This window comes from Amycolatopsis sp. NBC_00348 (assembly GCF_036114655.1).
In the GTDB taxonomy this organism is placed as follows: Bacteria; Actinomycetota; Actinomycetes; order Mycobacteriales; family Pseudonocardiaceae; genus Amycolatopsis.
Genome location: NZ_CP107994.1, coordinates 4776389 through 4802449 on the forward strand (window position 1 = coordinate 4776389; position 26061 = coordinate 4802449).

At 72.2% G+C, this 26061-nt stretch carries 29 protein-coding genes; 17 read left to right on the top strand and 12 right to left on the bottom strand.

All coding sequences use genetic code 11. The features are described from left to right. Positions 1–294 precede the first annotated feature (294 nt). The gene (locus OHS58_RS20825) at positions 295–951 is read left to right on the top strand and encodes an HAD family hydrolase (protein ID WP_328649514.1); all 657 of its coding nucleotides are present in this window, start codon (positions 295–297) and stop codon (positions 949–951) included. On the opposite strand, the gene OHS58_RS20830 is transcribed toward OHS58_RS20825, so the two are convergent. The 5 genes from OHS58_RS20830 to OHS58_RS20850 form a co-directional block, all read right to left on the bottom strand. Then, complete coding sequence (locus OHS58_RS20830; protein WP_328649515.1) at positions 944–1768, bottom strand: ABC transporter ATP-binding protein; 825 nt, start codon at positions 1766–1768, stop codon at positions 944–946. The two genes, OHS58_RS20825 and OHS58_RS20830, sit on opposite strands and share 8 nt — an antisense overlap. 19 nt (positions 1769–1787) lie before the next feature. Beyond that, positions 1788–2708 (bottom strand): VOC family protein, encoded by a 921-nt coding sequence (locus OHS58_RS20835; RefSeq protein ID WP_328649516.1) that lies wholly within the window; start codon positions 2706–2708, stop codon positions 1788–1790. Positions 2709–2724: 16 nt separating this feature from the next. Then, entirely contained in the window at positions 2725–3921 is a 1197-nt protein-coding gene (locus OHS58_RS20840) for an acyl-CoA dehydrogenase family protein (RefSeq protein ID WP_328649517.1), read from the bottom strand. Between the two features lie 110 nt (positions 3922–4031). Continuing rightward, a complete protein-coding gene (locus OHS58_RS20845; RefSeq protein ID WP_328649518.1) occupies positions 4032–4565 on the bottom strand; it encodes a flavin reductase family protein in 534 nt (177 codons plus the stop codon). Beyond that, positions 4562–5398: a fumarylacetoacetate hydrolase family protein gene (locus OHS58_RS20850; RefSeq protein ID WP_326954500.1), complete on the bottom strand. Its 837-nt coding sequence runs from the start codon at positions 5396–5398 to the stop codon at positions 4562–4564. The genes OHS58_RS20845 and OHS58_RS20850 overlap by 4 nt, the downstream gene beginning before the upstream one ends. A gap of 103 nt (positions 5399–5501) precedes the next feature. On the opposite strand from OHS58_RS20850, the gene OHS58_RS20855 reads away from it, so the two are divergent. Together OHS58_RS20855 and OHS58_RS20860 are read left to right on the top strand one after the other, a co-directional pair. Then, entirely contained in the window at positions 5502–6209 is a 708-nt protein-coding gene (locus OHS58_RS20855; RefSeq protein ID WP_326948114.1) for a GntR family transcriptional regulator, read from the top strand. Continuing rightward, positions 6206–7612: an amidohydrolase family protein gene (locus OHS58_RS20860; protein WP_328649519.1), complete on the top strand. Its 1407-nt coding sequence runs from the start codon at positions 6206–6208 to the stop codon at positions 7610–7612. The genes OHS58_RS20855 and OHS58_RS20860 overlap by 4 nt, the downstream gene beginning before the upstream one ends. Here OHS58_RS20860 and OHS58_RS20865 read toward each other — a convergent pair. Further along, positions 7601–8437 (bottom strand): helix-turn-helix transcriptional regulator, encoded by an 837-nt coding sequence (locus OHS58_RS20865; RefSeq protein ID WP_328649520.1) that lies wholly within the window; start codon positions 8435–8437, stop codon positions 7601–7603. The genes OHS58_RS20860 and OHS58_RS20865 overlap by 12 nt on opposite strands. A 124-nt stretch (positions 8438–8561) precedes the next feature. On the opposite strand from OHS58_RS20865, the gene OHS58_RS20870 reads away from it, so the two are divergent. Both OHS58_RS20870 and OHS58_RS20875 read left to right on the top strand, forming a co-directional pair. Further along, positions 8562–9458 (top strand): MBL fold metallo-hydrolase, encoded by an 897-nt coding sequence (locus tag OHS58_RS20870; RefSeq protein WP_328649521.1) that lies wholly within the window; start codon positions 8562–8564, stop codon positions 9456–9458. Positions 9459–9463: 5 nt separating this feature from the next. Further along, positions 9464–10879 carry a carboxylesterase/lipase family protein gene (locus OHS58_RS20875; protein WP_442875566.1) on the top strand — a complete coding sequence of 472 codons (1416 nt, stop codon included), beginning with the start codon at positions 9464–9466 and terminating at the stop codon, positions 10877–10879. Here OHS58_RS20875 and OHS58_RS20880 read toward each other — a convergent pair. After that, a complete protein-coding gene (locus OHS58_RS20880) occupies positions 10821–11759 on the bottom strand; it encodes a hypothetical protein (RefSeq protein ID WP_326954506.1) in 939 nt (312 codons plus the stop codon). The two genes, OHS58_RS20875 and OHS58_RS20880, sit on opposite strands and share 59 nt — an antisense overlap. Positions 11760–11932: 173 nt before the next feature. On the opposite strand from OHS58_RS20880, the gene OHS58_RS20885 reads away from it, so the two are divergent. Both OHS58_RS20885 and OHS58_RS20890 read left to right on the top strand, forming a co-directional pair. Next, positions 11933–12694, top strand: a complete 762-nt coding sequence (locus OHS58_RS20885; RefSeq protein ID WP_328649523.1) for a S1 family peptidase — start codon at positions 11933–11935, stop codon at positions 12692–12694. 199 nt (positions 12695–12893) lie between these two features. Continuing rightward, positions 12894–15131, top strand: a complete 2238-nt coding sequence (locus OHS58_RS20890; protein WP_328649524.1) for a PQQ-dependent sugar dehydrogenase — start codon at positions 12894–12896, stop codon at positions 15129–15131. A 75-nt stretch (positions 15132–15206) separates the two neighbouring features. Here the strand turns inward: OHS58_RS20890 and OHS58_RS20895 are convergent, their stop codons facing one another. From OHS58_RS20895 to OHS58_RS20910, 4 genes are read right to left on the bottom strand one after another with little or no spacing between them, the layout of a single operon-like run. Continuing rightward, positions 15207–16142: a 2,3-dihydroxyphenylpropionate 1,2-dioxygenase gene (locus OHS58_RS20895; RefSeq protein WP_328649525.1), complete on the bottom strand. Its 936-nt coding sequence runs from the start codon at positions 16140–16142 to the stop codon at positions 15207–15209. Continuing rightward, the gene (locus tag OHS58_RS20900; RefSeq protein ID WP_328649526.1) at positions 16142–17068 is read right to left on the bottom strand and encodes an alpha/beta fold hydrolase; all 927 of its coding nucleotides are present in this window, start codon (positions 17066–17068) and stop codon (positions 16142–16144) included. Before OHS58_RS20900 ends, OHS58_RS20895 begins: the two co-directional genes overlap by 1 nt. Continuing rightward, the gene (locus OHS58_RS20905) at positions 17065–17559 is read right to left on the bottom strand and encodes a cupin domain-containing protein (protein WP_328649527.1); all 495 of its coding nucleotides are present in this window, start codon (positions 17557–17559) and stop codon (positions 17065–17067) included. The genes OHS58_RS20900 and OHS58_RS20905 overlap by 4 nt, the downstream gene beginning before the upstream one ends. A gap of 26 nt (positions 17560–17585) precedes the next feature. Then, complete coding sequence (locus OHS58_RS20910; RefSeq protein ID WP_328649528.1) at positions 17586–18371, bottom strand: SDR family oxidoreductase; 786 nt, start codon at positions 18369–18371, stop codon at positions 17586–17588. 41 nt (positions 18372–18412) lie between these two features. Between OHS58_RS20910 and OHS58_RS20915 the strand changes: the two genes are divergently transcribed. From OHS58_RS20915 to OHS58_RS20940, 6 genes are all read left to right on the top strand, one after another. Continuing rightward, the gene (locus tag OHS58_RS20915) at positions 18413–19231 is read left to right on the top strand and encodes an IclR family transcriptional regulator (protein WP_326948101.1); all 819 of its coding nucleotides are present in this window, start codon (positions 18413–18415) and stop codon (positions 19229–19231) included. Positions 19232–19331: 100 nt separating this feature from the next. Beyond that, complete coding sequence (locus tag OHS58_RS20920) at positions 19332–20816, top strand: flavin-containing monooxygenase (RefSeq protein WP_328649529.1); 1485 nt, start codon at positions 19332–19334, stop codon at positions 20814–20816. 11 nt (positions 20817–20827) lie between these two features. After that, complete coding sequence (locus tag OHS58_RS20925) at positions 20828–21283, top strand: cupin domain-containing protein (protein WP_326948099.1); 456 nt, start codon at positions 20828–20830, stop codon at positions 21281–21283. Next, positions 21280–21645, top strand: coding sequence for a nuclear transport factor 2 family protein (locus tag OHS58_RS20930; protein WP_326954514.1), 366 nt, complete (start codon positions 21280–21282; stop codon positions 21643–21645). The genes OHS58_RS20925 and OHS58_RS20930 overlap by 4 nt, the downstream gene beginning before the upstream one ends. A 102-nt stretch (positions 21646–21747) precedes the next feature. Continuing rightward, the gene (locus OHS58_RS20935) at positions 21748–22335 is read left to right on the top strand and encodes an RNA polymerase sigma factor (RefSeq protein ID WP_326954515.1); all 588 of its coding nucleotides are present in this window, start codon (positions 21748–21750) and stop codon (positions 22333–22335) included. Beyond that, positions 22328–23200: a CU044_5270 family protein gene (locus OHS58_RS20940; RefSeq protein ID WP_328649530.1), complete on the top strand. Its 873-nt coding sequence runs from the start codon at positions 22328–22330 to the stop codon at positions 23198–23200. The genes OHS58_RS20935 and OHS58_RS20940 overlap by 8 nt, the downstream gene beginning before the upstream one ends. Positions 23201–23230: 30 nt before the next feature. On the opposite strand, the gene OHS58_RS20945 is transcribed toward OHS58_RS20940, so the two are convergent. After that, a complete protein-coding gene (locus tag OHS58_RS20945; RefSeq protein WP_328649531.1) occupies positions 23231–23923 on the bottom strand; it encodes a siderophore-interacting protein in 693 nt (230 codons plus the stop codon). A gap of 160 nt (positions 23924–24083) precedes the next feature. On the opposite strand from OHS58_RS20945, the gene OHS58_RS20950 reads away from it, so the two are divergent. Genes OHS58_RS20950 through OHS58_RS20965 form a run of 4 tightly spaced genes read left to right on the top strand, consistent with a single transcriptional unit; the run spans position 24084 to position 26059 of the window. Further along, entirely contained in the window at positions 24084–25250 is a 1167-nt protein-coding gene (locus OHS58_RS20950) for a hypothetical protein (protein WP_326954518.1), read from the top strand. A 41-nt stretch (positions 25251–25291) separates the two neighbouring features. After that, a complete protein-coding gene (locus tag OHS58_RS20955; protein WP_326954519.1) occupies positions 25292–25618 on the top strand; it encodes a hypothetical protein in 327 nt (108 codons plus the stop codon). Positions 25619–25661: 43 nt separating this feature from the next. Beyond that, positions 25662–25829, top strand: a complete 168-nt coding sequence (locus OHS58_RS20960) for a hypothetical protein (protein ID WP_326948092.1) — start codon at positions 25662–25664, stop codon at positions 25827–25829. 56 nt (positions 25830–25885) lie between these two features. After that, positions 25886–26059 carry a hypothetical protein gene (locus OHS58_RS20965; protein WP_328649532.1) on the top strand — a complete coding sequence of 58 codons (174 nt, stop codon included), beginning with the start codon at positions 25886–25888 and terminating at the stop codon, positions 26057–26059. Positions 26060–26061: the final 2 nt, after the last annotated feature.

Consider the following 26061-nt stretch of genomic DNA (forward strand, 5'->3'; position numbering starts at 1 on the left):
CCGCTCCCGCTCGGCGAAGGCTGGGGGTACCTGCGAGCAGAAGCGGGAGACAAGCGTCGGTACGGGGGTCGCCTCGCGGCGAGTGGCGCTACACGGCTCCAGCCGGACTGGCATTCCGTGAAGGCTGTGGGTGAGGCCCGGGGACACCACCGTACCGACAGTCTGTACAACGCACGGCCTGCGAAAATGTTCCCCGCGTGACGCACGTCGCCACAACGGCCGAAGCGACGTTTCGCGGTCGCCCCGCCGGGTACCACCAGAGCGTCCGAAGGAGGGATCGCCATCGCCACCGCCGTGCTCTTCGACCTCGACGGCACGCTCGTCGACTCCAACTACCTGCACGTCCACGCCTGGCAGCGCGCGTTCCGCGAGCTGGACCTCGACGTCGACTCCTGGCGCGTCCACCGCGCGATCGGGATGGGGTCCGGCAAGCTGCTCGCCGACCTGCTCGGGCAAGCCGACGCCGACGAGCTCGGCAGCCGGCTCGAAGACCTCCACAGCCGCTTCTACCTCGAGACGGCCGGGATGCTGCGGCCCTTCGACCAGGCCGCCGCGCTGATCCGCGTCATCGCCGGGCACGGGGTGCGCGTGCTCCTGGCGACGTCGGCCGGGCCCGACGAGCTGGACGTCATGCGCAAGATCCTCGACGTCGACGACGTCGTCGCGGGCATCGTCGCGGGCGCGGACGTCGAGGCCACCAAGCCCGACCCGGAGCCGGTGTACGCCGCGCTGGAGCGCGCGGGCACCGAGCCGGGCGACACGATCTTCGTCGGCGACTCCGTCTGGGACGTCCACGCCGCCACCAAGGCGGGCGTGCGCACCGTCGCCGTGCTCTCGGGCGGCGTCAGCGCGGCGGAGCTGACCGAAGCCGGCGCGGTGGCGACCTACGAAGACCCCGCGGCCCTGCTCGACGGCCTCGACCACAGCCCCCTCGCGGAGCTGTTCAGCTAGCCGCGCGGGCGTGCGCCACCCACCGGCCGTTGAGCCGGTGCACCTCGACCTCTCGCTCGTAACACGCCGACAGACCGTCGTTCGTCAGGACTTCGTCGATCGGGCCCGCCGCCGTGACCGCGCCGCGGCGCACCAGCAGGGCGTGCGTCGCGGTGGCCGGGATCTCCTCCAGGTGGTGCGTCACCGTCACCGTGGCCAGCTCCGGCTGGGCCCGGGTCAGGTTCTCCAGCGCCAGCAGCAGGTCCTCGCGGCCCGGCATGTCGAGGCCGGCGAACGGCTCGTCGAGCAGGAGCAGCAGCGGGTCGGCCATCAGCGCCCGGGCCAGCCGGACGCGCGCGCGTTCGCCCTGCGAACACACCCGCACCGACCGGTCGCCGAGGCCGGCGCACCCGACCAGCTCCAGGAGCTTCGCCGCGCGGTCGCGGATCGTGTCGTCGTAGCGCTCCCACAGCGGCAGCACACTGCCGCTGTAGCCGGTCAGCACCACCGTGTGCGCGTTGTGGTTCTCCGCGTCGGGCAGCCGCTGGTTCGCGCCGACGAACCCGATGTGCGTCCGGATGTCCCGCAGGTCGACCGCGCCCATCCGGTGCCCGAGCACCACCGCGGTGCCCGCGCTGGGAAACCGCTGGGTCGAGGCCACGGACAGGATCGTCGACTTGCCGGCGCCGTTGCGGCCCAGCACCACCCAGCGCTGGCCGTAGTCCACCCGCCAGTCGACGCCCGACACCAGCGGCGTCCGGCCGACGTGCACCTCCACGCCGGCGAGCTCGATCGCCGGGCCGTCGAGGTTGGGCTGCACGAAGACGGGCTTGCTCATCCGTCCATGATCACACGCGTCAGGATCCCGGGTGGGCGTCGGTCATCAGGTCGGCCAGGTCCTCCGGGGCCAGGAACGACGGCGGGGGCGGCGGCCCCCACGCGTAGAGGCTCTTCTCCCCCGCCACCACCCGCGGCTCCCAGATCTGGTCCTCCAGGATGCAGTCGATGTCGGAGTAGTACTCGGAGAAGTTGCCCGCCGGGTCGCGCAGGTACCAGAAGAAGTTCGAGCCGATGTAGTGCCGGCCCAGGCCCCACGTGTGCCGCTCGGGGTGGCCCTGCAGCATCGCGGTGGCGCCGCGGCCGACCTCGTCGACGTCGTCGACCTCCCAGGACGTGTGGTGCAGGAAGCTCACCGGCGCCTGCTGGACGAGCACGTTGTGGTGATCGGTCGAGCAGCGCATGAAGGAGGCGAAGCCGGGGGCCTCGTCGCTGACCTTGAAGCCGAGCCCCTCGGTGAAGAACTTCTGGGTGGCGGCCTGGTCGGTCGAGCCGAACACGACGTGCCCGAGCTTGCGCGGGCGGACGGCCTGCTCCCGGTCGATGGCGGGCGCGCGGACGTTGGCCCGTCGTGCCGCACCGGGCTGGTTGTAGGCCACCGGTTCCGGCGGTTCCTGCCGCAGCCGCGGCGCCACCGAGACGACGACGTCGAGGCCGGTCACCGGGTCCTTCGTGTGCAGGGCGTCGCCGACGCGCCGGCTGCCGAGGTCGAGGTGGGCCAGCGACGCGGCGACGCGGTCCAGGTCGTCCGGGTCGTCGGCGCCGACGCCGAGGGTGAGCAGCCGCCGCTGCGCGCTGGGGCGCAGTTCGAGCTGCTCGCCGCCGTCGGCGGTGGCGAACCCCGAGCCGGTCGGGGTCAGGCCGAACTCGGTGTAGTACTTCGCGGTCTCGTCGACGTTCGGCACGCCGACGGTGATCTTCGTGAGGCGGTGCAGGGCCATCACGGGCTCCTTCGGGTCAGACGAGCGGGGTGATCTGGTCGTCGCGGCCGAGCAAGGCCTTGCCGTAGACCTCGTAGCCGACGGCGGGCAGCACGATCGCGTGCCGCGCGGCGACGGCCGAGTCGCGCCACATCCGCTGCAGCGGGTTGGCCTCGGCGAAGCTGCCCGCGCCGTGGGCGGACAGCAGGACGTCGAACGCCTTGGTGACGTTCTCGACGGCCCAGCCGGTGTCCGCGCGCACGCGGGCCCGCAGCTCGGCGTCGGGGTAGGTGCGGTTCGCGGCGGCGGTGTCGATGTCGTCGGCCGCGCGGAAGACGTGCAGGTGCGCGGAGTCGATCCGCATCGCGGCCTCGGCGAGCTGCAGCTGGAAGGCGGCCGACTCGGCCTGGGTGGTGTAGGCGGTGTAGGAGATCGCCTTGCGGGCGGCCTTCTCCCGCACCATCCGCAGCGCCGCGCGGCCGAGGCCGAGCTGCGGGCCGGCGAGCACGAGCGCGAGGGTGGGCACGAACGCGGCCCGGTAGAGGTCTTCTTCGGGATCCTCCACGGCGTACCGCCCGGCGATCGCGGGCGGCACGGACATCACGCGGTGATCGGGTACGAAGACGTCCCGCGCGATCAGGCAGTTCGAGCCGGACGAGCGCATCCCGGCGACGAACCACGTCTCCTCGAGCCCGAGGTCGGTGCGCGGGATCAGCGCCATCCCCTGGTCGACGACCTCGCCGCGCTCGTCGGTCAGCGGGATGCCGACGCCGGCCCAGTCGGCGTGCCAGGAGCCGGAGTTGTAGTACCAGCGCCCGGTGACGCGGTAGCCACCGTCCACTTTGGTCGTCTCGGCGGTCGGCGCGAGGACGCCGGAGACCTTCGCGTCCGGGTTCGCGCCCCAGACGTCGTCCTGCGCCTGCCGGCTGAAGAGCCCGGCCAGCCACGCGCAGACGTTGCTCAGGGCGACGACCCAGGCGGTGCCGCCGTCGGCCTCGCCGACCGCCGCGGACACTTCGAGCATCGACCGCACGGGCAGGCCGTAGCCGCCGTAGCGGCGAGGCTGGGCGATCTTGAACGCACCGGCGTCGGTCAGCGCGGCGATGCTCTCCTCGGTGACCCGCCGGTCGGTCTCACCCTGCGCGGCGTTCTTCGCGAGCAACGGCAGGATGGCCCGGATCCGGGCCAGGACGGTTTCGGTGGTGGGCGCGGGCTGTTGGGTCGCGATGGTCATGACGTCGTTGTCCTTTCGCAGACTGGTCCTTCTGCCGCGGCTGGTCGTGAGTGGTAATGCGGGTTCTAACCCGCATTACCACTCACGAGCAGTAAGCCGGGTGCAGGCGGCTAGCGGGCGCAGGCGGCGATCAGGTCCGTGATGGGTGGCCGGGGCCGTTCGGCGAACTTCGAGTGGGTGCCGAACGTGCGGTGCGCGTAGACCAGCGGTGGGCGCTCGGCTCGGCCCAGCGCCGTGACCTTGCCGAACAGCAGCAGGTGGTCGCCCGCCTCGATCGTGCGGTCCAGGTCGCAGCCGACCCAGCCGGCGGCGTCGCGCAGTCTCGGCAGGCCGTCGTCGGTGAACCACGCCGTTTCCGCGCCGAAGCGGTCGGCGCCGCGGGTGGCGAACAACACCGCCAGGTCGTCCTGGCCGTGGCCGAGCAGGTTGACGCCGAAGCGACCACGGTCCCGGATGGCGGCCAGCAACGCCGATCGCCGGTCGAAGGCGACGCCGACCAGTGGCGGGTCGAGCGACAGGGACGTGAACGAGCTGACCGTCGCGCCGCACGGGCGGCCGTCTTCGGAGAACGTCGTCACGATCGTCACCGGCGCGCACACCGCCGCCATCACCGCGCGGAAGCGGTCCGGGTCGAGGGCTGTCACGGCGCGGTGAACCGGTGGTGCATCCGGCCGATGCCCTCGATGGTGCTGACCAGCTCGTCGCCCGGGCCGAGGAACCGCTGGGGGCTGCGCGCCATGCCGACCCCGGCCGGCGTCCCGGTGAAGATCAGGTCACCCGGCCACAGCGGCAGCACGGCGGAGAGGCGGGCCACCAGCTCCGGCACCGAGAAGATCAGCTCGCTGGTCCGGCTCTTCTGCACGGACTCGCCGTTGACCGCGCAGTCGAGCGCGAGGTCGTCCGGGTCGGCGAACTCGTCGGGCGTCACCACCCACGGCCCGATCGGCCCGAAGCCGGGGCGCGACTTGCCGAGGCTGAACTGCGGCGCGGGCCCGGCCAGCTGCAACGTCCGGTCGGAGAGGTCCTGCCCGACCGTCAGCCCGGCGACGTGCTCCCAGCCGCGCTCGGCCGGGACGTCGCGGGCGAGAACCCCGATGACGGCGACCAGCTCGACCTCCCAGTCCGTCGGGCCCGGGAGCGCGATCGCCCCGGACGGGCCGGTCAGGCTGCTCGCGAACTTCGTGAAGACGGTCGGCGAGTCCGGCAGGCCGAGGCCCGATTCGGCGGCGTGGTCGCGGTAGTTGAGGCCGACGCCGAAGATCTGGCGCGGCGCCGGGACCGGCGCTCCGAGGTCGCTTTCCGCGAATGGCGCCGCGGTGTCGTGCGAGGCCGCCGCGGCCCAGTCCCGGAACTCGGCCCAGCGGTCGTAGATCGCCTGCGGGTCGGCGGAAAACCGCCGCTCGCTGGCTTGTTCGACGTCGACGGCGCCGGCCTCGGTCACGAGGACGAGCCGTCCGGAGAGAGTCGCGATCCGCATGAGCTGCCTTTCGATCGGTCGATGCGACTCATACTCTGCCCGCAATAGACGACTGTCAAGCACAGAATCGATTATCAGTCGCAGAGTGTGTTACGCTGCGATCATGGCGAAGAGAGCGGGCGGCGAGAGCCTGGCCGTGATGGTCTACGAGCAGCTGCGGTCGGCGATCCTCAACGGCGACCGGCCACCCGGCGAGCGGCTCAAGCCCGGTGAGCTGGGCGAACAGTACGGCGTGAGCCTCAGTGTCGTGCGGGAGGCGCTCGGCCTGCTCAGCGCGAAGGACCTCGTGCAGGTCGACCGCAACCGCGGCTTCCACGTGACGCCGTTGTCCCTGCGCGCGCTCAACGACCTCACCGAGGCCCGCGTGGTCAACGAAGGCGCGGCGCTGCGGCTGTCCGTCGAACGCGGCGGCGTCACCTGGGAGTCCGAGGTGCTGGCCGCCCACCACCGGCTGTCGGTGCAGCCGATGCTGCTGCCCGGCGACCAGCCGCGGCGCAACGAGGAGTGGGCGCTGGCGCACCTGGCGTTCCACCGCACGCTGATCGAGGCGTGCGGCAACGCCGTGCTGCTGGACATCTGCGCCCGGCTCTCGGACGCCGCCGAGGTCTACCGCGCCTGGTCGGCCACCGGCACGAGGGAGCTGCACCGCGACGTCGCCGGCGAGCACAAAGGACTCCTCGATGCCGCCCTGGCCCACGACACCGAAGCCGCGGAGACCCTCTTCGCCGCGCATGTCCGCCGCACGCAACAGATCCTCGTCGACGGCGGCCTCACGCCGGCCGCCGACCGCCCCGCGACGGAGACCGCATGACCACCCGCCTGCTGCTCACCGCCGCCACCGTCGTCGATCCGCGGGACGGCGGTCTGAGCGAAAGCACCGACGTCCTGATCGAGGACGGCCGGATCCTCGACGTCCGGCCCGGTATCGAGGCGGACGCGCAGCGCGTCGACGCCAGCGGGACTTATGTCGTCCCCGGGTACAACGACATGCATGCCCATCCTCTCGGCAAGGCCGATCCGGCGGCGACCCTCGAGCTGATGCTCGTCCACGGCATCACCGGCTTCCGGCAGATGGGCGGCAGCATCGATCTCCTGCGCCGTCGCGCCGCCGGGAAGCTCGGCTTCCCCGAAGCCGCCCCCGCGCTGCTCGCCACTCCGGGGCCGCTGCTGACGCCGGCGAACGCGTCCACAGTGGACCAGGTCGTCGCGGCCATCCGGGAGCAGCACGCGGAAGGCGCCGACTTCATCAAGGCCGGTCTCGTCACCCGCGACGTATTCTTCGACGCCCAGGCCGAAGCCCGTCGCCTCGGCCTGTCCATCGTCGGGCACCTGCCGGCCGGCATCGACGTCGAAAAGGCGTCCCGGCTCGGGATGAAGTCGATCGAGCACCTCGGCCCCGGCGTCGCGCTGTTCGCCTGCTGCTCCGGCGACCACGACCACATCCGCGAGACCGCCGCGGCGGGCGGGCCCCAGCTGAAGCTGCCGCCGTTCAAGATCCCGTTCCTGGACAAGATCATGGACCGCGTGCTGCGCAAGCTGGTGATCAACCCGCTCAACCTCAGCAAGCCGGCGGACATCGCGAATCTCTCCCACGCCGTCGGCACGTTCGACCGCGACCGGGCGCACGTCCTCGCCGAGCGGTTCGCCGCCGACGGCACCTGGCAGGTCCCGACGCTGATCCGGATCAAGACCCAGGAGCTGTGCGACTCCCCCGAGTTCGCCGACGACCCGGACTTGACGTACGTCACGCCGTCGACGCGGAAGGCCTGGCGTGCGGCGGCCGCCAAGTTCGCCGGGTTCCCCGCCGACGCCCGCGCGACGTTCACCGAGGCCTACGAACGGCAGCTCGACCTCACGAAGCTGTTCGACGACGCCGGGGTCAAGATGCTCGCCGGCACCGATTCTTCCGGCGCCGCCTGGGTTGTCCCCGGCGCGGCCCTGCACCGCGAGTTCGCGGAGTTCGCCCGCGCCGGCCTCACGCCGTTGCGGATCCTGCAGCTGACGACGACACTCCCGGCCGAGTTCCTCGGCACGACCGACACCATGGGCACCGTCGAGCCCGGCAAGAACGCCGACCTGGTGCTGCTGGCCGGCAACCCGCTGACCGACGTCAAGCACCTCGGGCACATCGCGGGTGTCGTCCGCGCCGGAAAACATTACCCCGCCGCGGATCTGGCCGCCCGCAAGGAGAAGCTGGCCGGGTCAGTGCCCTGACCGGGCGAGCAGCTTGAGCGTGTTCTCCGAGGCGGAGCCCTCCGCCGTCGTCACGACGACGACGGTCTGCTCCGGCGACCGCGCCGGCGTCAGGATCTGCTGGGCCACCGTCAGCGCGCCCACCAGCGGGTGGCGCAGGACGTAGGAGTCGGCTTCGCACGGCTTGACCCGGTGATCACCCCACAGCGCGACGAACTCGGGGCTCTTCATGGTCAGCTCCCCCACCAGCGACGCCAGCAGCGCGTCTTCGGGGTACCGCCCGGCGACGGCCCGCAGGTTGCCGACGACGGCGCGCGCCTTGCGCGGCCAGTCCGCGTACAGCTCGCGGGTGTGCGGGTCGAGGAACAGCATCCGGGCCGTGTTAGGCCGGTCCGCCGGCCGCTCGGGCGCAGCGGGGTCGACGTGGCCCGCCATCAGCGCGTGGCCCAGCGGGTTCCACGCCAGGACGTCACTGCGCCGCCCGAGGACCAGCGCGGGCACGTCCCCCAGCGAGCGCAGCAGGTCGCGCGCCAGCGGGTCGAGCCGTTCCGGCGGCGGCCGCCGTTGCGCGCGGGGTCGGTGCGCGGCCAGCTCACGCAGGTGTTCACGCTCGTGCTCATCGAGCCGCAACGCCCCGGCCAGCGCGTCCAGGATCGCGTCGGACGCGTTGACGGACTGGCCCTGCTCCAGGCGTGTGTAGTACGAGACGCTGACGCCGGCCAGCTGCGCCAGCTCCTCCCGCCGCAGCCCGGCGACACGTCGTCGTTCATCAAGGGCGGGCAGGCCGACGTCTTCGGGGCGCAGCAGGGATCGCCGGGCCCGCAGGAACTCGCCGAGAACAGCCATGTCCCCAGTAAACACGGGATCCGCGCGGCGAGCCTGACCCTGCCGGGGGTACGCAACGGCGGGGCTGGTTGCCCGCGTGAACCCGCCGCAGGCTGGAGGAAACACCAGCGACCCCGGAGCGGACATGCAGGAGATTGTGCTGGGCGACGTCACGGTCACCCGGATCACGGAGTACTACGGCTCGGTCGGGATGACACCCGAGACCTTCTTCCCCGAAAGCCCGGACGGCGCCTGGGACGCGGACTGGCTCGCACCCGACTTCCTCGACCGGGAGAACCACGTCTGCGTCTCGGCCATCCAGACCTGGCTGCTGCGCAGCGAAGGCAAGACCATCCTCGTCGACACCGGCGTCGGCAACCACAAGGAACGGCCGTACACGCCGGTGTGGAGCCACCTGAACACCGGCTTCCTCGGCAACCTCGCGGCGGCCGGCGTCCGGCCGGAAGACGTCGACCTGGTCGTCAACACCCACCTGCACATCGACCACGTCGGCTGGAACACCTACCTCGACGACCGCAGCTGGGTCCCGACGTTCCCCAACGCCACCTACCTGATGCCCAAGCCGGACTTCGAGTTCTGGAACCCGGCCAACGGCCACGAGCCGAACCTGGGGCGGGGCAACCAGAACGTCTTCGAGGACAGCGTCGCGCCGGTGCACGAGGCCGGGCAGACGCTGCTGTGGGAGGACAGCCACCGCATCGACGCGAACCTGACGCTCGACCTGGCGCCGGGGCACACGCCGGGGTCGTCGGTGCTCACGCTCGACTCGGGCGGCGACCGCGCGCTGTTCGTCGGCGACCTGCTGCACACGGCCCTGCAGCTGGTCGAGCCCGACACGAACAGCTGCTTCTGCGAGGACCCCGCGCAGGCCCGCGCCACCCGGCGGCGGCTGCTCGGCCAGGCCGCGGACACGAACGCGCTCGTCCTGCCCGCCCACCTCGGCGGCCACGGCGGCGCCGAGGTCGTCCGCGACGGCGACCGGTTCGCCATCAAGGACTGGGCCCCGTTCGCCAAGCTCTGAGGAGAATTCCGTTGATCGTCACCACCACCACGGGCGACGTCCGCGGCCACGCCGGGGTCTTCCTCGACGTCCCGTACGCCGCACCGCCGATCGGCGCGGGCCGGTTCGCGCCACCGGCGCCCCACGAGCCGTGGGCGGGGGTGCGGGACGCGACGCGGCCCGGGCCGACCGCCCCGCAACCGCGCCGCGACGGCTTCGGGGCGCTGGACATGTCGCCGTACTTCGGGACCGGCTGGGTCCGCGGCGACGACTACCTCACGCTCAGCGTCTGGGCGCCACCGTCGGCCCGGGACCGCCCGGTGCTCGTGTTCGTGCACGGCGGCGGGTTCGTCACCGGCTCGACGCGCTCGCCGCTCTACGACGGGACGGCGTTCGCGCGTGACGGCGTGGTGCTGGTGACGGTCAACTACCGCCTCGGCATTCCGGGGTTCCTCGACCTGCCCGGCGCGCCCCGCAACCGCGGGCTCCTGGACGTTGTCGCCGCGCTGCGATGGGTGCGCGAGAACATCGCGGCGTTCGGCGGCGACCCCGGCAATGTCACCCTGGCCGGCCAGTCCGCCGGCGCCACCATCACGGCGGGCATCCTGGCCACGCCCGAGGCCGACGGCCTGTTCCGGCGGGCCGTCGTGCAGAGCGGCAACGGCTTGGGCGCGTTCACCCCCGAGCAGGCGGCCCGGGTCACGCGGGCGGCGGCCGACGCGCTGGGCGTCTCGCCGACGGTGACGGCGTTCGGCGAGGTGCCCGACGAGCAGTTCGTCGCGGTTCAACTGGGCGGCCTGGACCTGCGGACCGCGACGGACTTCGATCCGCTGCTCGGGCTGAGCGCGTTCAGCCTGGTGCTGGATCGCCAGCCCGCCGAGGCACTGGCGACCGACGTCGACCTGCTCATCGGCACGAACGCCGACGAAGGGGCGCTCTACCTTGCCCCGCAGGGAAACCTGCTCAGTTCAACCGAGCAGGATCTGTTCGAGACCGCGGCGCGGGTGTCGGCCGACCCCGCCGCGCTGGTGACAGCCTACCGCGCGAAACGTCCACATGCGACACCGGGCGAGCTGCGGTCGGCGATCATGGGGGACGCGTTGTTCGCCACCGGCAGCCGTCGCCTCGCCGAAGCCCACGGCAATGCGTACACCTACGAGTTCGCGTGGCGATCGTCCGCTGTGGACGGTCAGCTCGGCGCGGCCCACACCATGGAGCTGCCGTTCGTCTTCGACAATCTGCGGCTCCCGGCCCTGCGCGGCCCGCGCGGCCTGCTGGGCACCGGGGGACCGCCCGCCGAACTGGCGACGCGGATGCACACGGCGTGGGTCGACTTCGCCTGCACCGGCGATCCCGGCTGGGCGCGGTCGGAAACCCGCCGTTTCAGCGAGCGGGCCAGCTCCATCGCATCCCCAGGATCCCCGGCGCCACCCCGGTCCTGAAGACGTGCGCGGGCACCACCGGCGACACGACGACCTCGGCCGTCTCGCGCTCGGGGCCGTCCGGTGACTCCAGCCGATACGCGTGACAGGACAACGGCAGGGCCTTCGCGTCGAAGTGGACCTCCTGGAGGTGCTCGGCCACCGGGTGCCGGAAACGGCGGTCGTAGCTGGTGTCCGGGACGCCGTCGGTGTACTCGAACTCGTACTCCAGGATCGCCGTCTCGCCCTCGGCCAGCGAGCGGCTCAGCACCAGTTCGCTGACGAGGAAACCGTGCTCCGGCAGCACTTCCGTGCGGCCGGGCCCGCAGTACCGGGTGGCGACCAGCCGCGGCGGCGTCCCCGCGACGCACCCGCGCAGCGTCACCACCCGGGCCTGCACGGGTTCCGCCACCGCCCGCACGACCTCGCGCACCCGCAGCCGGGACAGCGAGCGGTCGGCGCGGACGTGCAGGGACTCGTGCAGGCTCAGCACCACCAGCGCCGGGTCGTCGGCGGCTTCGAACGAGTTCAGCACCGGGACGACGCCGTTGCGCGGACCCCACAGCCGTTCCCACTGAACCAGGCCGACCGGCGACCGGCCGCCGTCCGGGCGGGCGAGCAGGCCGGTCAGCGCGCCGGCGGGCAGGCCGAGGACGTCTTCCAGCACCGTGACCGCGCGCAGGGACTCGGGGCGCTCGGGCCGGGTGCGGCCGGTGCGCCAGTAGCTGAGCGTCGTGGTGCTGACCGGCGCGCCCGCCGCGGCCAGCCGGTCCTTGAGGCGAGCGAGGCCCAGCCCGCTCAGGTCGACGGCCAGCGACAACGCCCGGCAGAACGGGCCGTCGGCGAGCGCGCGGGCCAGCTGCTCCCGGCGTCCCGGCGAGTGCACCGCGAACAACGTCATGCGGGTCCTTCTCGGGGTAGGTCCGTTCGGTCTAACACCCCGAGTGGCCCGTGTCACCCGACGAACGATCCGTCCTGTTCCGTTGATCGGCCCGGACCTTCGGACGGTTACCCGAACCACCCCGGCCGCTTACTTTCGGTGAGTCCCCACCGCAAGCCCCGAGGAGTCCCCCGATGCGTCAATCCCACGGCCGGTTCATCCGCGCCGCCGCCCTGCTCGCCGGTTCCTGCGCCGCCCTCGCCACGCTCGCCGCCGCCCCCGCGTCGGCCAGCACCGCGCCGCTCTCCCCCGACGCGGCGCCGTCGATCATCGGCGGCAGCACGGCCCAGAACCCCGGCTACATCACCCGCTTCAACGGCCACGCCAACGGCTACACGTTCTTCTGCACCAGCACGCTGATCGGCGCGCGCTGGGTGCTGACGGCCAAGCACTGCATGTACGACAACAACGGCCAGCGGCTGTCCGACATCGACCTGTACGTCGGCTCGAACAGCGCGTCGGGCGGCGTGCACGCCAAGGCGTCGTCGACCTACGTCTGGTCCGGCGGCGACCTCGCGCTGATCAAGCTGAACACCAACGGCGGCAGCACGTTCGCCCAGCTGGCCGGCAGCTCCTCGGACGCCGAGGAAGGCGATACCGCGCGCGTCTACGGCTGGGGCTCGACCCAGGCGACCGACGAGGGCAGCCACCAGTCGAGCGTCCTGAAGCGTGCCGACGTCCGGATCTCCGACACCTCGGCATCCGACAACTACGGCGGCCCGGCGATCTCGGCGTCCACCCCGAACGGCGCGGTCGCGGGCGGCGACTCGGGCGGCCCGATGATCGACGGCGGCGTCCAGGTGGGCGTCTGCTCGACCAGCGACCGCTCCAGCATCACGACGTACGGCAGCGTCGCGGCGGGCCGCAGCTGGATCCGCCAGACCACCGGCGTCTGACCGGCCGGTCAGTGAATATCCCCCAAGGCGTTTGGGCGATCAGGGTACGTTTTCCGCCTTGATGTAACACCTTTCGGACTTCTCGCGGCATACGGGACAGCGATCACGCTCGGTACGGTCCCCGGCGCAAGGAGTTCGTGTGATGGGTTTTCGACGCCCACTGTTCCCGCGTAGAGCCAGACGTGCGGTGGCGGCGGGGGTGATCGTGCCCCTCACCGTCGCCCTCGCCGCCGCTGTGCCCGCCGCGGCGGCGGTCCCCACCGGGTTCACCGACACCGTGGCGATCGGCGGGCTCAGCTCGCCGACCGCCGCGGCGTTCGCCCCCGACGGCCGGGTGTTCGTCGCCGAGAAGAGCGGCCTGGTCAAGGTCTTCGACTCCCTGGCCGACACGACGCCGACGGTGTTCGCGGACCTGCGGACGCAGACCCAGGACTTCTGGGACCGCGGCCTGCTCGGGCTCGCCGTCGACCCGGCGTTCCCCGCGCGGCCGTACGTCTACGTCTCCTACACGCTCGACGCCGTCCCCGGCGGCACGGCGCCGCGCTGGGGTGACACGTGTCCGACGCCGCCGGGCGCGACCGACCAGGGCTGCGTCGTCACCGGCCGCGTCTCACAGCTGACGATGGGCCCGGCGGGCACCGCCGTCAGCGAGAAACCGCTGGTCACCGGCTGGTGCCAGCAGTTCCCCAGCCACTCGATCGGCTCGCTGGCCTTCGGCCCGGACGGCGCCCTGTACGCGGGCGGCGGGGACAGCGCGAGCTTCAACTTCGCCGACTACGGCCAGGTCGGCAACCCGTGCGCCGATCCGCCGTCGCCGGCCGGGACGAACCTCGCGCCGCCGTCGGCCGAGGGCGGCGCGCTGCGGTCGCAGTCACCCCGCCGCGCCGCCGGGCAACCGGTGCTGCTCAACGGAACCCTGCTGCGCCTCGACCCCGACACCGGCGAGGGCGCGCCGGGCAACCCGTTCGCGAGCAGCAGTGACGCCAACGCCCGCCGCGTGATCGCCTACGGCGCGCGCAACCAGTTCCGCTTCGGCTTCCGCCCGGGCACCGGTGAGCTGTGGGCCGGCGACGTCGGCTGGAACACCTGGGAGGAGATCAACCGCGTCCCGAACGCCGGGGACGCCGTCGCGGAGAACTTCGGCTGGCCCTGCTTCGAAGGCACGGCAAGGCAGGCCGGGTACGACGGCGCGAACCTCGACCGGTGCGAGTCGCTGTACTCCGCCGGCGGGCAGACCGCGCCGTACTACGCCTACAACCACAACGCGAAGGTCGTCGCGAGCGACCCGTGCCCGACCGGCGGCTCGTCGATCAGCGGGATCGCGTTCGAGTCCGGCAGCAACTACCCGGCCGAGTACGCGGGCGCGCTGTTCTTCGCGGATTCGTCGCGGGGCTGCATCTGGGCGATGCAAACGGTTGCGGGCCAGCCGAGCCCGACCAAGCTGGTGCCGTTCGTGACCGGCGTCAACGCACCGGTCCAGGTCCTGAGCGGGCCGGGCGGCGACATCTTCTACGTCGCGCTCGGGAGCGGTGAACTCCACCGCGTCAGCCACCCGGCCGGCACCAACCGCCCGCCGGTCGCGGTCGCCACGGCCACGCCGGCCACCGGCCCGGCCCCCCTCGCGGTGCAGTTCGACGGCACGGGCTCCAGTGACCCCGACGCCGGTGACGCTCTCACCTACGCCTGGGACCTCGACGCGGACGGCGCGTACGACGACTCGACGGGCCCCCGCCCGACGTGGACGTACACGACCGCGGCGGTGGTGGACGCGGGCTTGCGGGTGACGGATTCGCACGGCGCGTCGGCGACGACGACGGTCCGGGTGACGGTCGGCAATCCCGCCGGCCTCGACCCGGTCCCGGTGATCGACACGCCGGTTTCGTCGCTGACCTGGTCGGTGGGTCAGTCGATCCCGTTCTCCGGCCGGGCGGTGGACGCCCAGGACGGCACGCTCCCGGCGTCGGCGCTGTCGTGGCGGCTGGCGGTCCGCCACTGCGCGGCCAACGGCACGTGCCACACGCACAACGTCCAGGACTTCACGGGTGTCGCGTCGGGTTCGTTCGTGGCGCCGGACCACGAGTACCCGTCGTACCTGCAGCTGACGTTGACGGCGACGGACTCGACGGGCCGCACGGGGACGCAGACGGTCGAGCTGCAGCCGAAGACGGTGACGCTGAACTTCACGTCGAGCCCGAACCAGGTGCTGCTCACGGTGGGCGGCACCCAGCAGCGGACGCCGTTCTCCCGCACGGTGATCGCGGGGTCGACGAACTCGATCAGCGCGGACAGCCCGCAGAACGTCCCGCCGCTGAACCTGAAGTACGCGTTCACAAGCTGGGCACATGGCGGCGCGCGGGCGCAGAACGTAGTAGCCCCGGCGACGTCGGCGACGTACAAGGCGAACTACCGGCTCTGCTGGCTGCTGCAACCCTGCTGACCAAGACCGGTCGTGAGTGCGTAACAGTGTTCTAACACTGTTACGCACTCACGACCACCCCGGCACCCCCGCGGGTCAGGTGATCGGGAACGTGGTGCCGATGCCCATGCCCGTGATCCACTCCGGGACCGGCTCGTAGCTCGTCCACACCAGCGGCAGGCCCGCCGCCACCTGGCCGATCAGCCAGCAGCGGACCTCGTGGCTGCCCGTGCCCGCGGTGTCCTCCAGTGCCTCGTGGCCCAGTGCCGCCACCGCGTCCGCGTCGCCCGAGGACAGCTGCGACAGGAACCACCGGTCCCACTCCGCGTTCACCCGAGCGCCGGGATCCCCGCCCATTGCGCGGACCCGTGGTTCGCGGGCTGCCGCGAAGGCGTGGACGTTCGCGCGGCCGTGGATCAGTGACTCACGGCGCTCGCCCGCCACCGCCGGGTCGCGCGGGTCGTTCGACGGCAGCCAGTGCGACAGGCCACCGCTCGCCGCGATCAAGACGCGGCCTGGGAAGTCCGCTGATCGCAGGGCCGCTCCCAGAGCGTGGCCCAGGGAAACGCAGCGGCGTAAGGAAGGCAGCGGCGGTGCGGCCGTGTTGACCACCAAGGGCACCATCGGCAGCGACGTGCCGCCGGTGATCATCTCGTAGCTCTGGACGATGCCGTGGTCGACCGTCAGCGAGTACGACAGCGAGATGTCGAAACCCGAAGAGGTCAGGCCCGCGTGCACTGGCCAGGCCAGCGACGACGCCACCGGCAGCGGGCCCTCCGTGCTGCCGTAGTCCCCGAAACCCGCCGCCTGTTCGACGCCCAGGACGAACGGTGGCATCACGTCGTAGAAGTTGCCGTGGAAGTGGTCCGGGCCGATCACCACGATCGCGTCCGGGGCGAGGTCCTCGACCGCGCGGCGGACGCGCTCGGCGTCGCCGAGGAAGCGGCCGCCCGGACCGTCCACCCGGGACGGTGGCAGCAGTGTCGCGAAAGGACTGTGAGACATCCCGACGAAGCCCGCGATCTCGGCCATCAGGACGGCTCCTTCCCGGTCAGCAGCCAGGTGCGGTGGACGTCGAGGAACTCGCCGACCTTCTCCCACTGCGGCCAGTGACCGGCGTCGTCGATGACGTGCAGCAGCGCGTCCGGCAGCCAGCCGAGCAGCAGGTCGGCCTCGTCGAGCCCGCCCGTCGGGTCGTGGCTCGTCCACAGCAGCAACGTCGGCGCGGTCACCTTCGACACCCACGCCGGGTCCCACGCGAAGTCCTTGCGCACCTGCGGGTCCTGCAGCACGAGCGTGTTGGTGATCGCCTGGACGAACCCGGGCCGGGAGTAGATCCGGCGGCGCAGGTTCACCAGCTCGTCGGTGACCATCTCCTTGTGGTGGAACAGGAATTCGACGCGACGGCGGACGGTGGCGTCGCTCGGGTCGCGCACCGCCGCCATCGTGCTGTCGCGCATCCGCGCCATCACCTCGGGCTTGTTGGCGATGTTGCCCGGGGTGTTCAGGACGAGGCGGTTCACCCGGTCCGGGTGGTGCGCCGCGACCCAGGCGACGACCCAGCCGCCGAGCGACTCACCGGACAGGTGCGTCCGGTCGATACCGAGGGTGTCCAAAAGGGACACGAGGTGCGCGGCGAGGACGTCGATCGTGTACGGCCGGTCCGGCAGGTCCGACCAGCCGTGGCCGACCATGTCGTAGACCGTGACGTGGAAGTCGCGGGCCAGCCCGGCCAGGTCCCGCGCGTACGCCTCCAGGTGCCCGCCGGTCCCGTGCAGCAGCACGAGTTCCGGCCCGGTCCCCGCCTGCAGCACCCGCGTCCGCACGACCCCGCCTTCGAGGGGGACGTCGACGTAGCGCAGCGTGTGTTCGAGTTCGCCCAGCTCGCCCCAGATCCCGGCGTGCTCGGGGATCGGCGGCCCCGACGGTTCGACGCGGGTTTCGTCCACTGTGGTCACTGTTCCTCCGCCTTCCGGGCTTCTTCCATGGTGGCCAGGCCCGCGCTTTCCCGGCGGCCCAGGCCGAACAGGCCGAGCAGCCTCGAGTTCTCGATGGTCAGGAACTCGACCGGGTGCTCGGCCGAGTCGTTGTGGTGCCGGTGCCAGGTCCACGGCGGGGTGTAGACGAACGAGCCCGTCGTCCAGCTGACGACCTCGTCCTCGATCTCGCTGTGGCCGTCGCCGGCGATCACGAAGTGCACGGTCTCGTGGTGGTGGCGCTGCATGTCCGAGCTCTCGCCGGCCGGGATGACCTGCCGGAACAGCTCGAACGTCGTGGTCGGCAGGGTGCCGGCGACGCGCAGCGACGTCGGGTTCGGCACCGAACCGGCCGGGATCTCGACGAGGTCCTCGTCGTGCACGACCAGCGGGCGCTGCTCGCCGGGGCGCACGACGTGGGCGATGCTCGCGAGGAAGTCGCTCATCGCGAACTCGGGTCCGGACGTGGACATGGGTTTCCTTCCCTTGCCGTGACCACTCAGGCCGGGCATTCCGTGCGGCCGCCGTCGACCGTCAGGACCGTGCCGTTGACGTACCCCGCTTCGGCCGACGCCAGGAACGCCACCGCGGCCGCGACCTCGCCCGGCGCGGCGGCCCGCCCGGCCGGGATGTCGGCGAGGTCCTGGGCCATCGCGGTGGCGACGTCGATGCCCGCGGCGTCGGCCCGGCCGCGCACCACCGCCAGGCGGCGCGGCGTGAGGGTCGCGCCGACGGCGACGCAGTTGACCGTGACCCCACGGTCGGCGAACTCGCGGGCGGCCAGCTTCACCGCGGACGTCGTCGCCGACCGCAGGACCGTCGACGCGGCGAGCGCGGGCTGCGGCTGCCGGACCGCCGTCGACGTCGTGACGACGACCCGGCCGAACCCGCGTTCGGCCATCGCGGGCAGCACGGCCCGCATCAGCGCGAGCGGGCCGAGGAGCAGCAGGTCGAGGTCGTGGTGCCACTGCTCGGCCGGGACGTCGAAGACGCCGCCGGGTGCCGGGCCGCCGGTGTTGGCCACGACGACGTCGAGCGAGCCGTACTGCTCGCGCACGCGCGTCACGGCGTCGGCCGCCGCGGCGGGCACGGCCAGGTCGCAGACGCGGTAATCGACGCCGTCGCCGAGCGCCGACGCCGTCTCGGCCAGGGTCTTCTCGGTCCGTCCGGCGAGCACGACCCGGTGCCCGGTGGCGAGCAACGCGGCCGCGGCGGCGGCGCCGATCCCGCCGGCGCCGCCGCCGACGAACGCGACCCGGGGGCTGGGGTGCTGGTTGGTCTCCATGATGTGTCCTACATTCGGTCCATGAGCGAGAGCGGCCAAGGGTGAGTCCCACTGCCCGGGACTCCCGATCGGCTGACGACGGGTCGGCGGCCGGCGCGCTCGAACGCGCGGCCGCCATCCTGGACGCCTTCGACGCGACCCACCGCGAGCTGCCGCTGGCCCGGCTGGTCGAGCGCTCGGGGCTGCCGCGCTCGACCGTGCACCGCACGGCGGCCCGGATGATCGAGCTGGGCTGGCTCGACAAGCCCGGGGACAAGTACCGGATCGGCACCCGGCTGTTCGAGCTGGCCGGCCTGGTCCCGGTGCGCCACGAGCTGCGCGAGGCCGTGCTGCCGTACCTGCAGGACCTGTACGCGGCGGCGCGGACCACGGTGCAGCTCGGCGTGCTCGACGGCGTCGACGTGCTGGTCGTCGAGAAGATCACCGGGCACCGGCCGCTGCCGATGCTCTCCCTGGTGGGTGGCCTGATCCCGGCGCACTGCTCCGGCCTGGGCCGGGCGATCCTGGCCTGGTCGGACGCGGCGACCGTCGACGCGGTCGTGGCAGCCGGGCTCACCCGGCGCACGCCCCGCACGATCACCAGCCCCGAGGCGCTCGCCCGGGAGCTGGCCACCGTGCACGAGCAGGGCTGGGCCTACGACCGGGAGGAGGGCAACGCCGGGATCAGCTGCGTGGCGGCGCCGATCTTCGACTTCACCGGCAACGTCACCGCCGCGCTGTCGGTCACCGGGCCCAGCGCCGCCGTGCAACCGGACCGGATCGGGCCCGCCGTCCGGATGGCGGCCGCCGCGGCCAGCCGGGCGTACGCCGCCCGCCGGTGGGCAGTGCCGCGGCCCGCACCCGAGCTGCCGTCCCAGTGACCAGGACTCCCGGTTGGCTCTCCGCGGCCGGTTGTTCCACGCTGTGGCCCACGCCGCGCCGGAGCTGCCCGGCACCGGCGCCGGATCAGGAGGACCAGGCATGCACGTCGCGATCATCGGGGCCGGGCTCGCCGGGCTCACCACGGCCAAGGTGCTGCTGCAAGCGGGCCACGACGTCGTGGTCTTCGACAAGACCCCCGACGTCGGCGGCGTGTGGAGCCGGACCCGCCGCTACCCCGGCCTCACCACGCAGAGCCCCAAAGCCCAGTACTCGTTCTCGGACTTCCCGATGCCGAAGGACTTCCCGGAGTGGCCCGGCGGGGCCCAGATCCAGCAGTACCTCGCGGCCTACGCCGACGTCTACGACGTCACCCCGCACCTGCGGCTGGAGACCACCGTGGAGTCCGTCGTCCCCGACGGCGCCCGCTGGGTGGTGACGACGGACTCCGGCGTCCCGGAGACGTTCGACCGGGTCGTCGTGGCCAACGGCGTGTTCTGCGAACCGGCGGTCCCGGACTACCCCGGACGCGCGGAGTTCGAGGCCGCCGGCGGCCGCGTGCTGGCCGGCAGCGAGTTCACCGACGTCGAAGAGGCACGCGGGAAGCACGCGCTGGTCGTCGGCTACGGGAAGTCGGCCTGCGACGTGACCGTGGCGATCAGCGAGGTCGCCGGGACCACCGACGTCATCGCCCGGCAGCTGCTGTGGAAGGTGCCGCGCAAGATCGCCGGGTTCCTCAACTTCAAGATGCTGCTGCTGACCCGGATGGGCGAGGCGCTGTTCCGCTACCGGTGGCTGCGCGGGTTCGAGAAGTTCCTGCACGGCCCGGGAAACCGGCTGCGCGCGTCGATGCTGAACTCCGTCGGCTCGGTGTCGGTGCGGCAGTTCCGGTTGCGGCAGCACGATCTCCTGCCGTCCGGGCAGATGGAGGACATCGTCAAGGGCGCGATCGGCCTGGCCACCGAAGGGTTCTTCGAGGGCGTGGCCGACGGCGCCATCCGCGTCCGCCGCGACCAGGTGATCACCCGGCTGCACGGCGGCGACCGGCCGGGCGCCGAACTGGCCGACGGCACGGTGCTGCCCGCCGACCTGGTCGTCTGCGCGACCGGGTTCACCCAGGGCGTGCCGTTCCTGGACGAGACCGTGCAGAAGCAGCTGTTCGACGAACGCGGGAACTTCCTGCTGTACCGCCAGATCCAGCCGCTGCGCGCGCCGGGGCTCTACTTCAACGGGTACAACTCGTCGTTCTTCAGCCCGCTCAACGCCGAGATGGCGGCGCTGTGGATCGCGGCCGACCTCGCCGGCGCGCTCGCGCTGCCGGACGTCGAGGCGCGGCACGCGGACGTCGTCGGGCAGCTCGCGTTCCTGGACGTCGCGACCGGGGCGCACCACTGCCGCGGCACGAAGATCATCCCGTTCTCCATCCACAACGTCGACGAGGTGCTCGGCGACCTCGGCCTGCAGATCCCCCGGTTCACCCGGGCGACGCACTGGCTGAACCCGGTTTCCCCGGCGGCGTACCGGAAGCTGACACCCGAGCTGCTGGCACGGCTCGCGAAGAACACCCCCGAACCCGCGGCTCTCTAGGAGGATTCCCGATGGACACCGCACCGAAGACCGGCCACCACGTCATCCACCCGGGTGACGGCACGAACCTCGGCGCGATCGGCCTGGGCATCCACGCCCGGCTCACCGGCGCCGACACGAACGGCGCGTACTCGCTGTTCGAGTACGTCGTGCCGCCGGGCCTCGGCGGGCCGCCGACCCACATCCACAGCCGCGAGGACGAGCTGTTCACCTGTGTCCAGGGGCAGGTCGAGGTCGAGCTGGACGGCGAACGGCACGTCCTGGGCCAGGGCGACTCGCTGCTGATGCCGCGCGGGGTGCCGCACGTGTTCCGCAACCCGTTCGACGAGGAGACCCGCATCGTCGCCGTCGTTTCCCCGCCCGGGCTGGAGAACTACTACAAGGAACTGAGCGAGCTGCCGCCCGGGCGTGACATGAAGCTGGTCGCGCAGGTGATGACCCGCTACGGCCTTTCGCTGCAGAAGTGACCGGCCACGAAGAGATGGTGCGTGCGATGTGCGCGGCCGTCGACGCGGGCGACGCCGAGGCGTTCGGCTCCTGGTTCGCCGAAGACGCGACGTACACCTTCGGCAACGGCGAAACCCTGTCGGGCCGCGACGCGATCGTCGCGGCCACGGCGGGGGCCGCCGGCGCGTTGCCGTGGGTCCGGCACACCGTGGACCAGGTGGCTTTCGCCGGAGACGACCAGCTGTTCTGCCGCTTCACGATCGAAACCGAGTCCCCGGAAGGCAAGCCGCTCGCCCTGCCGTGCGTCACGGTCATCTGGCTGGACGGGCCGCGGATCGTCGACTACCGCGTCCACATGGACATCTCCCCGGCGCTCGCCTGAGCCCAGTCCGCTGTGACCTGAGTCACCTCTGCCTCGATTCCCGGAACCCGTTCGCGGGTTCGGAGAACAGCAGATGACACTGGCCGGAGCGAGAGGCGGGCGATGACCCCGGAGAACCCCGAAGACGACGACGCGAGCGTGATGGCGCGCTCCCGGGACGAGCCGAGCCTGTTCGCGGTCATCTTCGACCGCCACGCCCGGCACATCCACCGCTACCTGGCCCGGCGCCTGGGCCCGACGGCCGCGGACGACGTGCTCGCGGACACGTTCCTCATCGCGTTCGGCAAGCGCGCGAAGTTCGACCTGTCCCGGCCGGACGCGCGGCCGTGGCTCTACGGCATCGCCACGAACCTCGTCTCACGGCACCGGCGGACGGAAGTGCGCGCGCTGAAACTCCGGCTGGCGCTCGGGCCGCCCGCCGCGGAAGACGGTCACGCCCAACGGGTCGCCGACCGCGTCACCGCGCAGGCCCTCGGCGCGAAGCTCGACCGGGCGCTGGCCGTGCTGCGCCCCCGCGAGCGCGACGTCCTGCTGCTCGTCGCCGCCGAAGGGCTGGGCTACCAGGAGGTCGCCGACGCCCTCGCCATCCCCGTCGGCACCGTGAAGTCGCGGCTCAACCGCGCCCGGGCCCGCGTCCGCGCCGAACTCGGCGCCGTCGACCTCGTGAAGGAGACCTCGCACCATGGATGAGCTGGACCTGATCCGCGAACGCGCGGAGGCCGTCGGCTTCGCGACGGCGGAGGACCTCGCGCCGGCCCGGGCGCGGCTCGTGGCCGCGACGCGGACCGGACGGCCCCGCCGGTGGTTCTGGGCCGCGGGCGCCACGACGATCGGGCTGGCCGCGGCGATCACCGCCGTCGTCACCCTGACCCCGGCCGACCGGATCGGGGTGGGAGCCGGCGTCGCGAACGCCGATCCGGTGAAGGTGCTGACCGCGGCGGCCGGCGCGGCGCTCGCGGAACCGGCCACCGCGCCGCGCCCCGACCAGTTTCTCTACGTGAAGACGGCGCTTCCGGAGCACCGGACACGCGAGGTCTGGCTCTCGGTGGACGGCACCCGCGACGGCTTGATCGACGGCACGAAGTCCGCCGGCTGCCGAGACGGGAAGGCGCCCGTCTACGGCGCCAACAACCCGAAGCTCGAAGGCACTCCGGAGGACTGCCAGCCCTACCCCGCCTACCGGGCGGACCTGCCGACCACGGCCGACGCCATGTTCGCCTACCTCGAAGCCCACCACAGCGGCGAAAAGGGCGACACGAACGCGCTCGGCAAGGACGTGGTCGCCCTCGCCTACGAGCAGGCCCTCACCCCCGCGTCGTACGCGGCACTGTTCGCGGCGGCGGCGAAGGTGCCGGGCCTGACGGCCCTCGACCACGTCACCGACGGCGCCGGGCGTCCCGGAGTGGGCATCACCTGGCCGGTTCCGCCCGGCTCGTCGCCGGAAGCGAAGCCGGAGGTGCTCGTCTTCGACCCGGCCACGCACCGGTTCCTGGGCACGGACAGCAGCGCGGTGGTGGTGAAGACCTTCGTCGACCAGGCCGGACAGCGCCCCTGACCGCTCGGCTGTGGCGGGCTCCCGGCTCGCTCAGTCGAGCCCCGCGCGGCCCTCGGCCCAGTAGGCCTTGCCGGTCACCGCGCGGGGTGGGTGCGGCCACGTCCGGCTGTCGCGGCGGATCGCGTGGACCGTCGCCGCGTCGCCGGTGACGACGAGACCGCCGGGGCCGGCCGCGCGGGCCCGGCTCAGCAGCTCGGCACGGTCGGCCGTCTTCCCGATCACCTGCGCGTCGAGGTCCAGGCCGGCCAGGACCTCGGTCAGCCCAGCGGGATCGCGCGCTTCGAAGACGTGTGACACCTCGGCGGTGACGGTCCGCAGCGCGCAGGCGAGCGCCACGCTGGACTCGTCCCCGACGAAGACCACCGGGCCGGCGGTGGCGCGCAGGTCGATCGACCGGCGCGGGCCGAACACCTCGCAGGCGTCGCCGACCGCCACCTGCCGCAGCCACCGCGCCGCCGGGCCGTCGCCGTGGGTGAAGCCGAGCAGCTCCGTCGTCCCGCGCTCGACGTCCCAGCCGATCGGCGTGTAGGTGCGCAGGCTCAACGTGCCCCGCCGCGGCCGGAACTGCAGCTTCGCGCCCGGTACCCAGGTGGCCTTGCGGAAGGCGTCGGCCGCCAGTTCCACACGCACGAAGTCGGACGGCAGCCGGGTCACCGCGGTGACCCGGGCGGTGTCCAGCACCATGCCGCCGGCGAGGTCGGCGAGACGTTCGAGTGCGGTCATCGTGCTCCTTTTCGACGTCCCCATGGACATCTCACGAACTCTGGACGGGCTCGGGTACCGCTTAACGAACGGGTATTGCGGCGCTTCGGCGACAGTCCTAGCGTGTGCCCCGACCGTTGATCGGACTGGGGGTCCCATGCCACGTAGTCGTCGATTCATCGTGCCCATCGGAGCGGTGCTCGCCGCCGGAATGCTCCTCGCACCACCCGCGAACGCCGCGGCGGGGCCCACCACCCTGCCCGCGAGCCAGTACACGCTCAGCGCGAACTACCACCAGTTCGACGCCGTCGACACGGCGCTCGTCTCGACGCTGGGGACCGCCGCCGTGCACACGGTGATGGACAACGCGAACCACGACCGGACCGGGCTCCCGTCGTCGTTCGCCCCGGCCGGCCTGTCGACCGGGTTCCAGTTCGACAGCGCGGACAACTCCGACTGCGCGAACTACCCGCAGGGCATCACGACCAGCCGGGACGCGGTCGGCACGGCCGACAGCGGCAACTACGACGGCCACCAGCTCGTGGCCGTCAGCTGGTACACCAAGGCCTCCTGCACGGGCGCGCAGGAACGCAGCCGGATCACGCTGGTCGACTGGGATGCCACCTACCCCAACAAGTACCGCAAGATCCTGCTGGTGCAGCCGACCGGAACCGCGGCGGCGCCGGACTTCCAGGACATCCCGATCCACGCGGGCGGCGTTTCCTGGTACGGCGACTACCTGTACGTCGCCGACACCGGGCACGGCATGCGCGTGTTCGACATGCGCAAGATCCTCAAGACGAACACCGGTGGCACCGCCGACCAGATCGGCCACCAGAGCGGCAGTACCTATTACGCGCACAACTACGCCTACGTCCTGCCGCAGGTCGGCACCATCACGGCGAGCACGACGTCCGGCACCAACCTCGCCTGGTCGTCGATCTCGCTGGACCGGGTCAGCAAGTCGATCGTGATGGCGGAGTACACCTGCGCGTCGGGCTGCACGGACTACCCGAACCGCGCCCCGCGCGCGGTCCGCTTCCCGTTCGCCGCGGGCGCGACGACGTTCGCCGCGACGACGACCGCGAGCCAGGCGCTGCAGCTGCCCTGGTACAAGCTCAACGGCGTCGCCTCGCACAACGGGCGCTGGTGGTTCAACTCCTCCGGGGACAAGAAGCTGTACTACTGGACCTCGGCGACCGGCTCGGCCACGCACACCTGGGTGGGCAGCGGCGAAAGCCTGTCGTACTGGGAAGACTCGGCCAACGCCGACCTGCTATGGAGCCTGCAGGAGGGCGCGGGCAGCCGGAACGTCTTCGCCGTCACGCAGGCCACCTACGGGGCCTGACGTAAGCTGGGCGAAACGGACACGCCCCAGCGGAGGTGCAGGTGACGAGGCTCAAGCAGCTGCTCGTCGTCCTGCTGATCCTCCTCGGCACGGCGACCGGCGCGACCTCCTGGGACGCGCCGGTCGTCACCGCCGGGCCGTCGGCGTCCACTCAGGACACACTGACCGAGCGGCCCGCCGTCCTGCGGGTCACGGCGACCGCGCCACACCTGACCGCGCCGGCGCCGCACACCTGGTGGGCGGTCCACCCGCCCGCTCTCGAAGCGTCCTCGCCGGACCGGACCGGCCGCGTCCTGGACGCGCCCGGTACCCGATCGGCCGTCTCCCTCCCCACCGCGCAGTCCCCTCGGGCCCCGCCCGCCTGGTGAACCGGATTTCCCTGTTCACCACGCCTTCAGTGAGGACTGCGTTGTGCCCTTTGTCGTGCTCGTTCTGCTGATCGCCACGGTCGTGGCCGCGGTCGGCCTGCTCGTGAAGATGTTCCGGAACGACGAACCGCTCATGGGCGGGTTCGCCCTCTGCCTGCTGGTCGGCCCGGGAGCGGTGCTGGCGTTCCTGCACCTGGCCCTGGACGGCTGACGTCCGGCCCGGCCGGCGCCACCCCGGCGCCGGCCGGGCTCGCTTATGCTCACGGGGTGGAGACGGCACTGATCCTCGGCGGCTCGGGTGTGGGCCTGCTGATCTTGCTCCTGATCACCACGTTCGTGCTGCTCGGCCGCCGCGCGCGCCGCGGCCGCGAGTCCGGGAAGTACACCTACCGCGCCAAGCCGAACGGGACGTACGACAACTCGTCGAGCACCCCGCACTGACC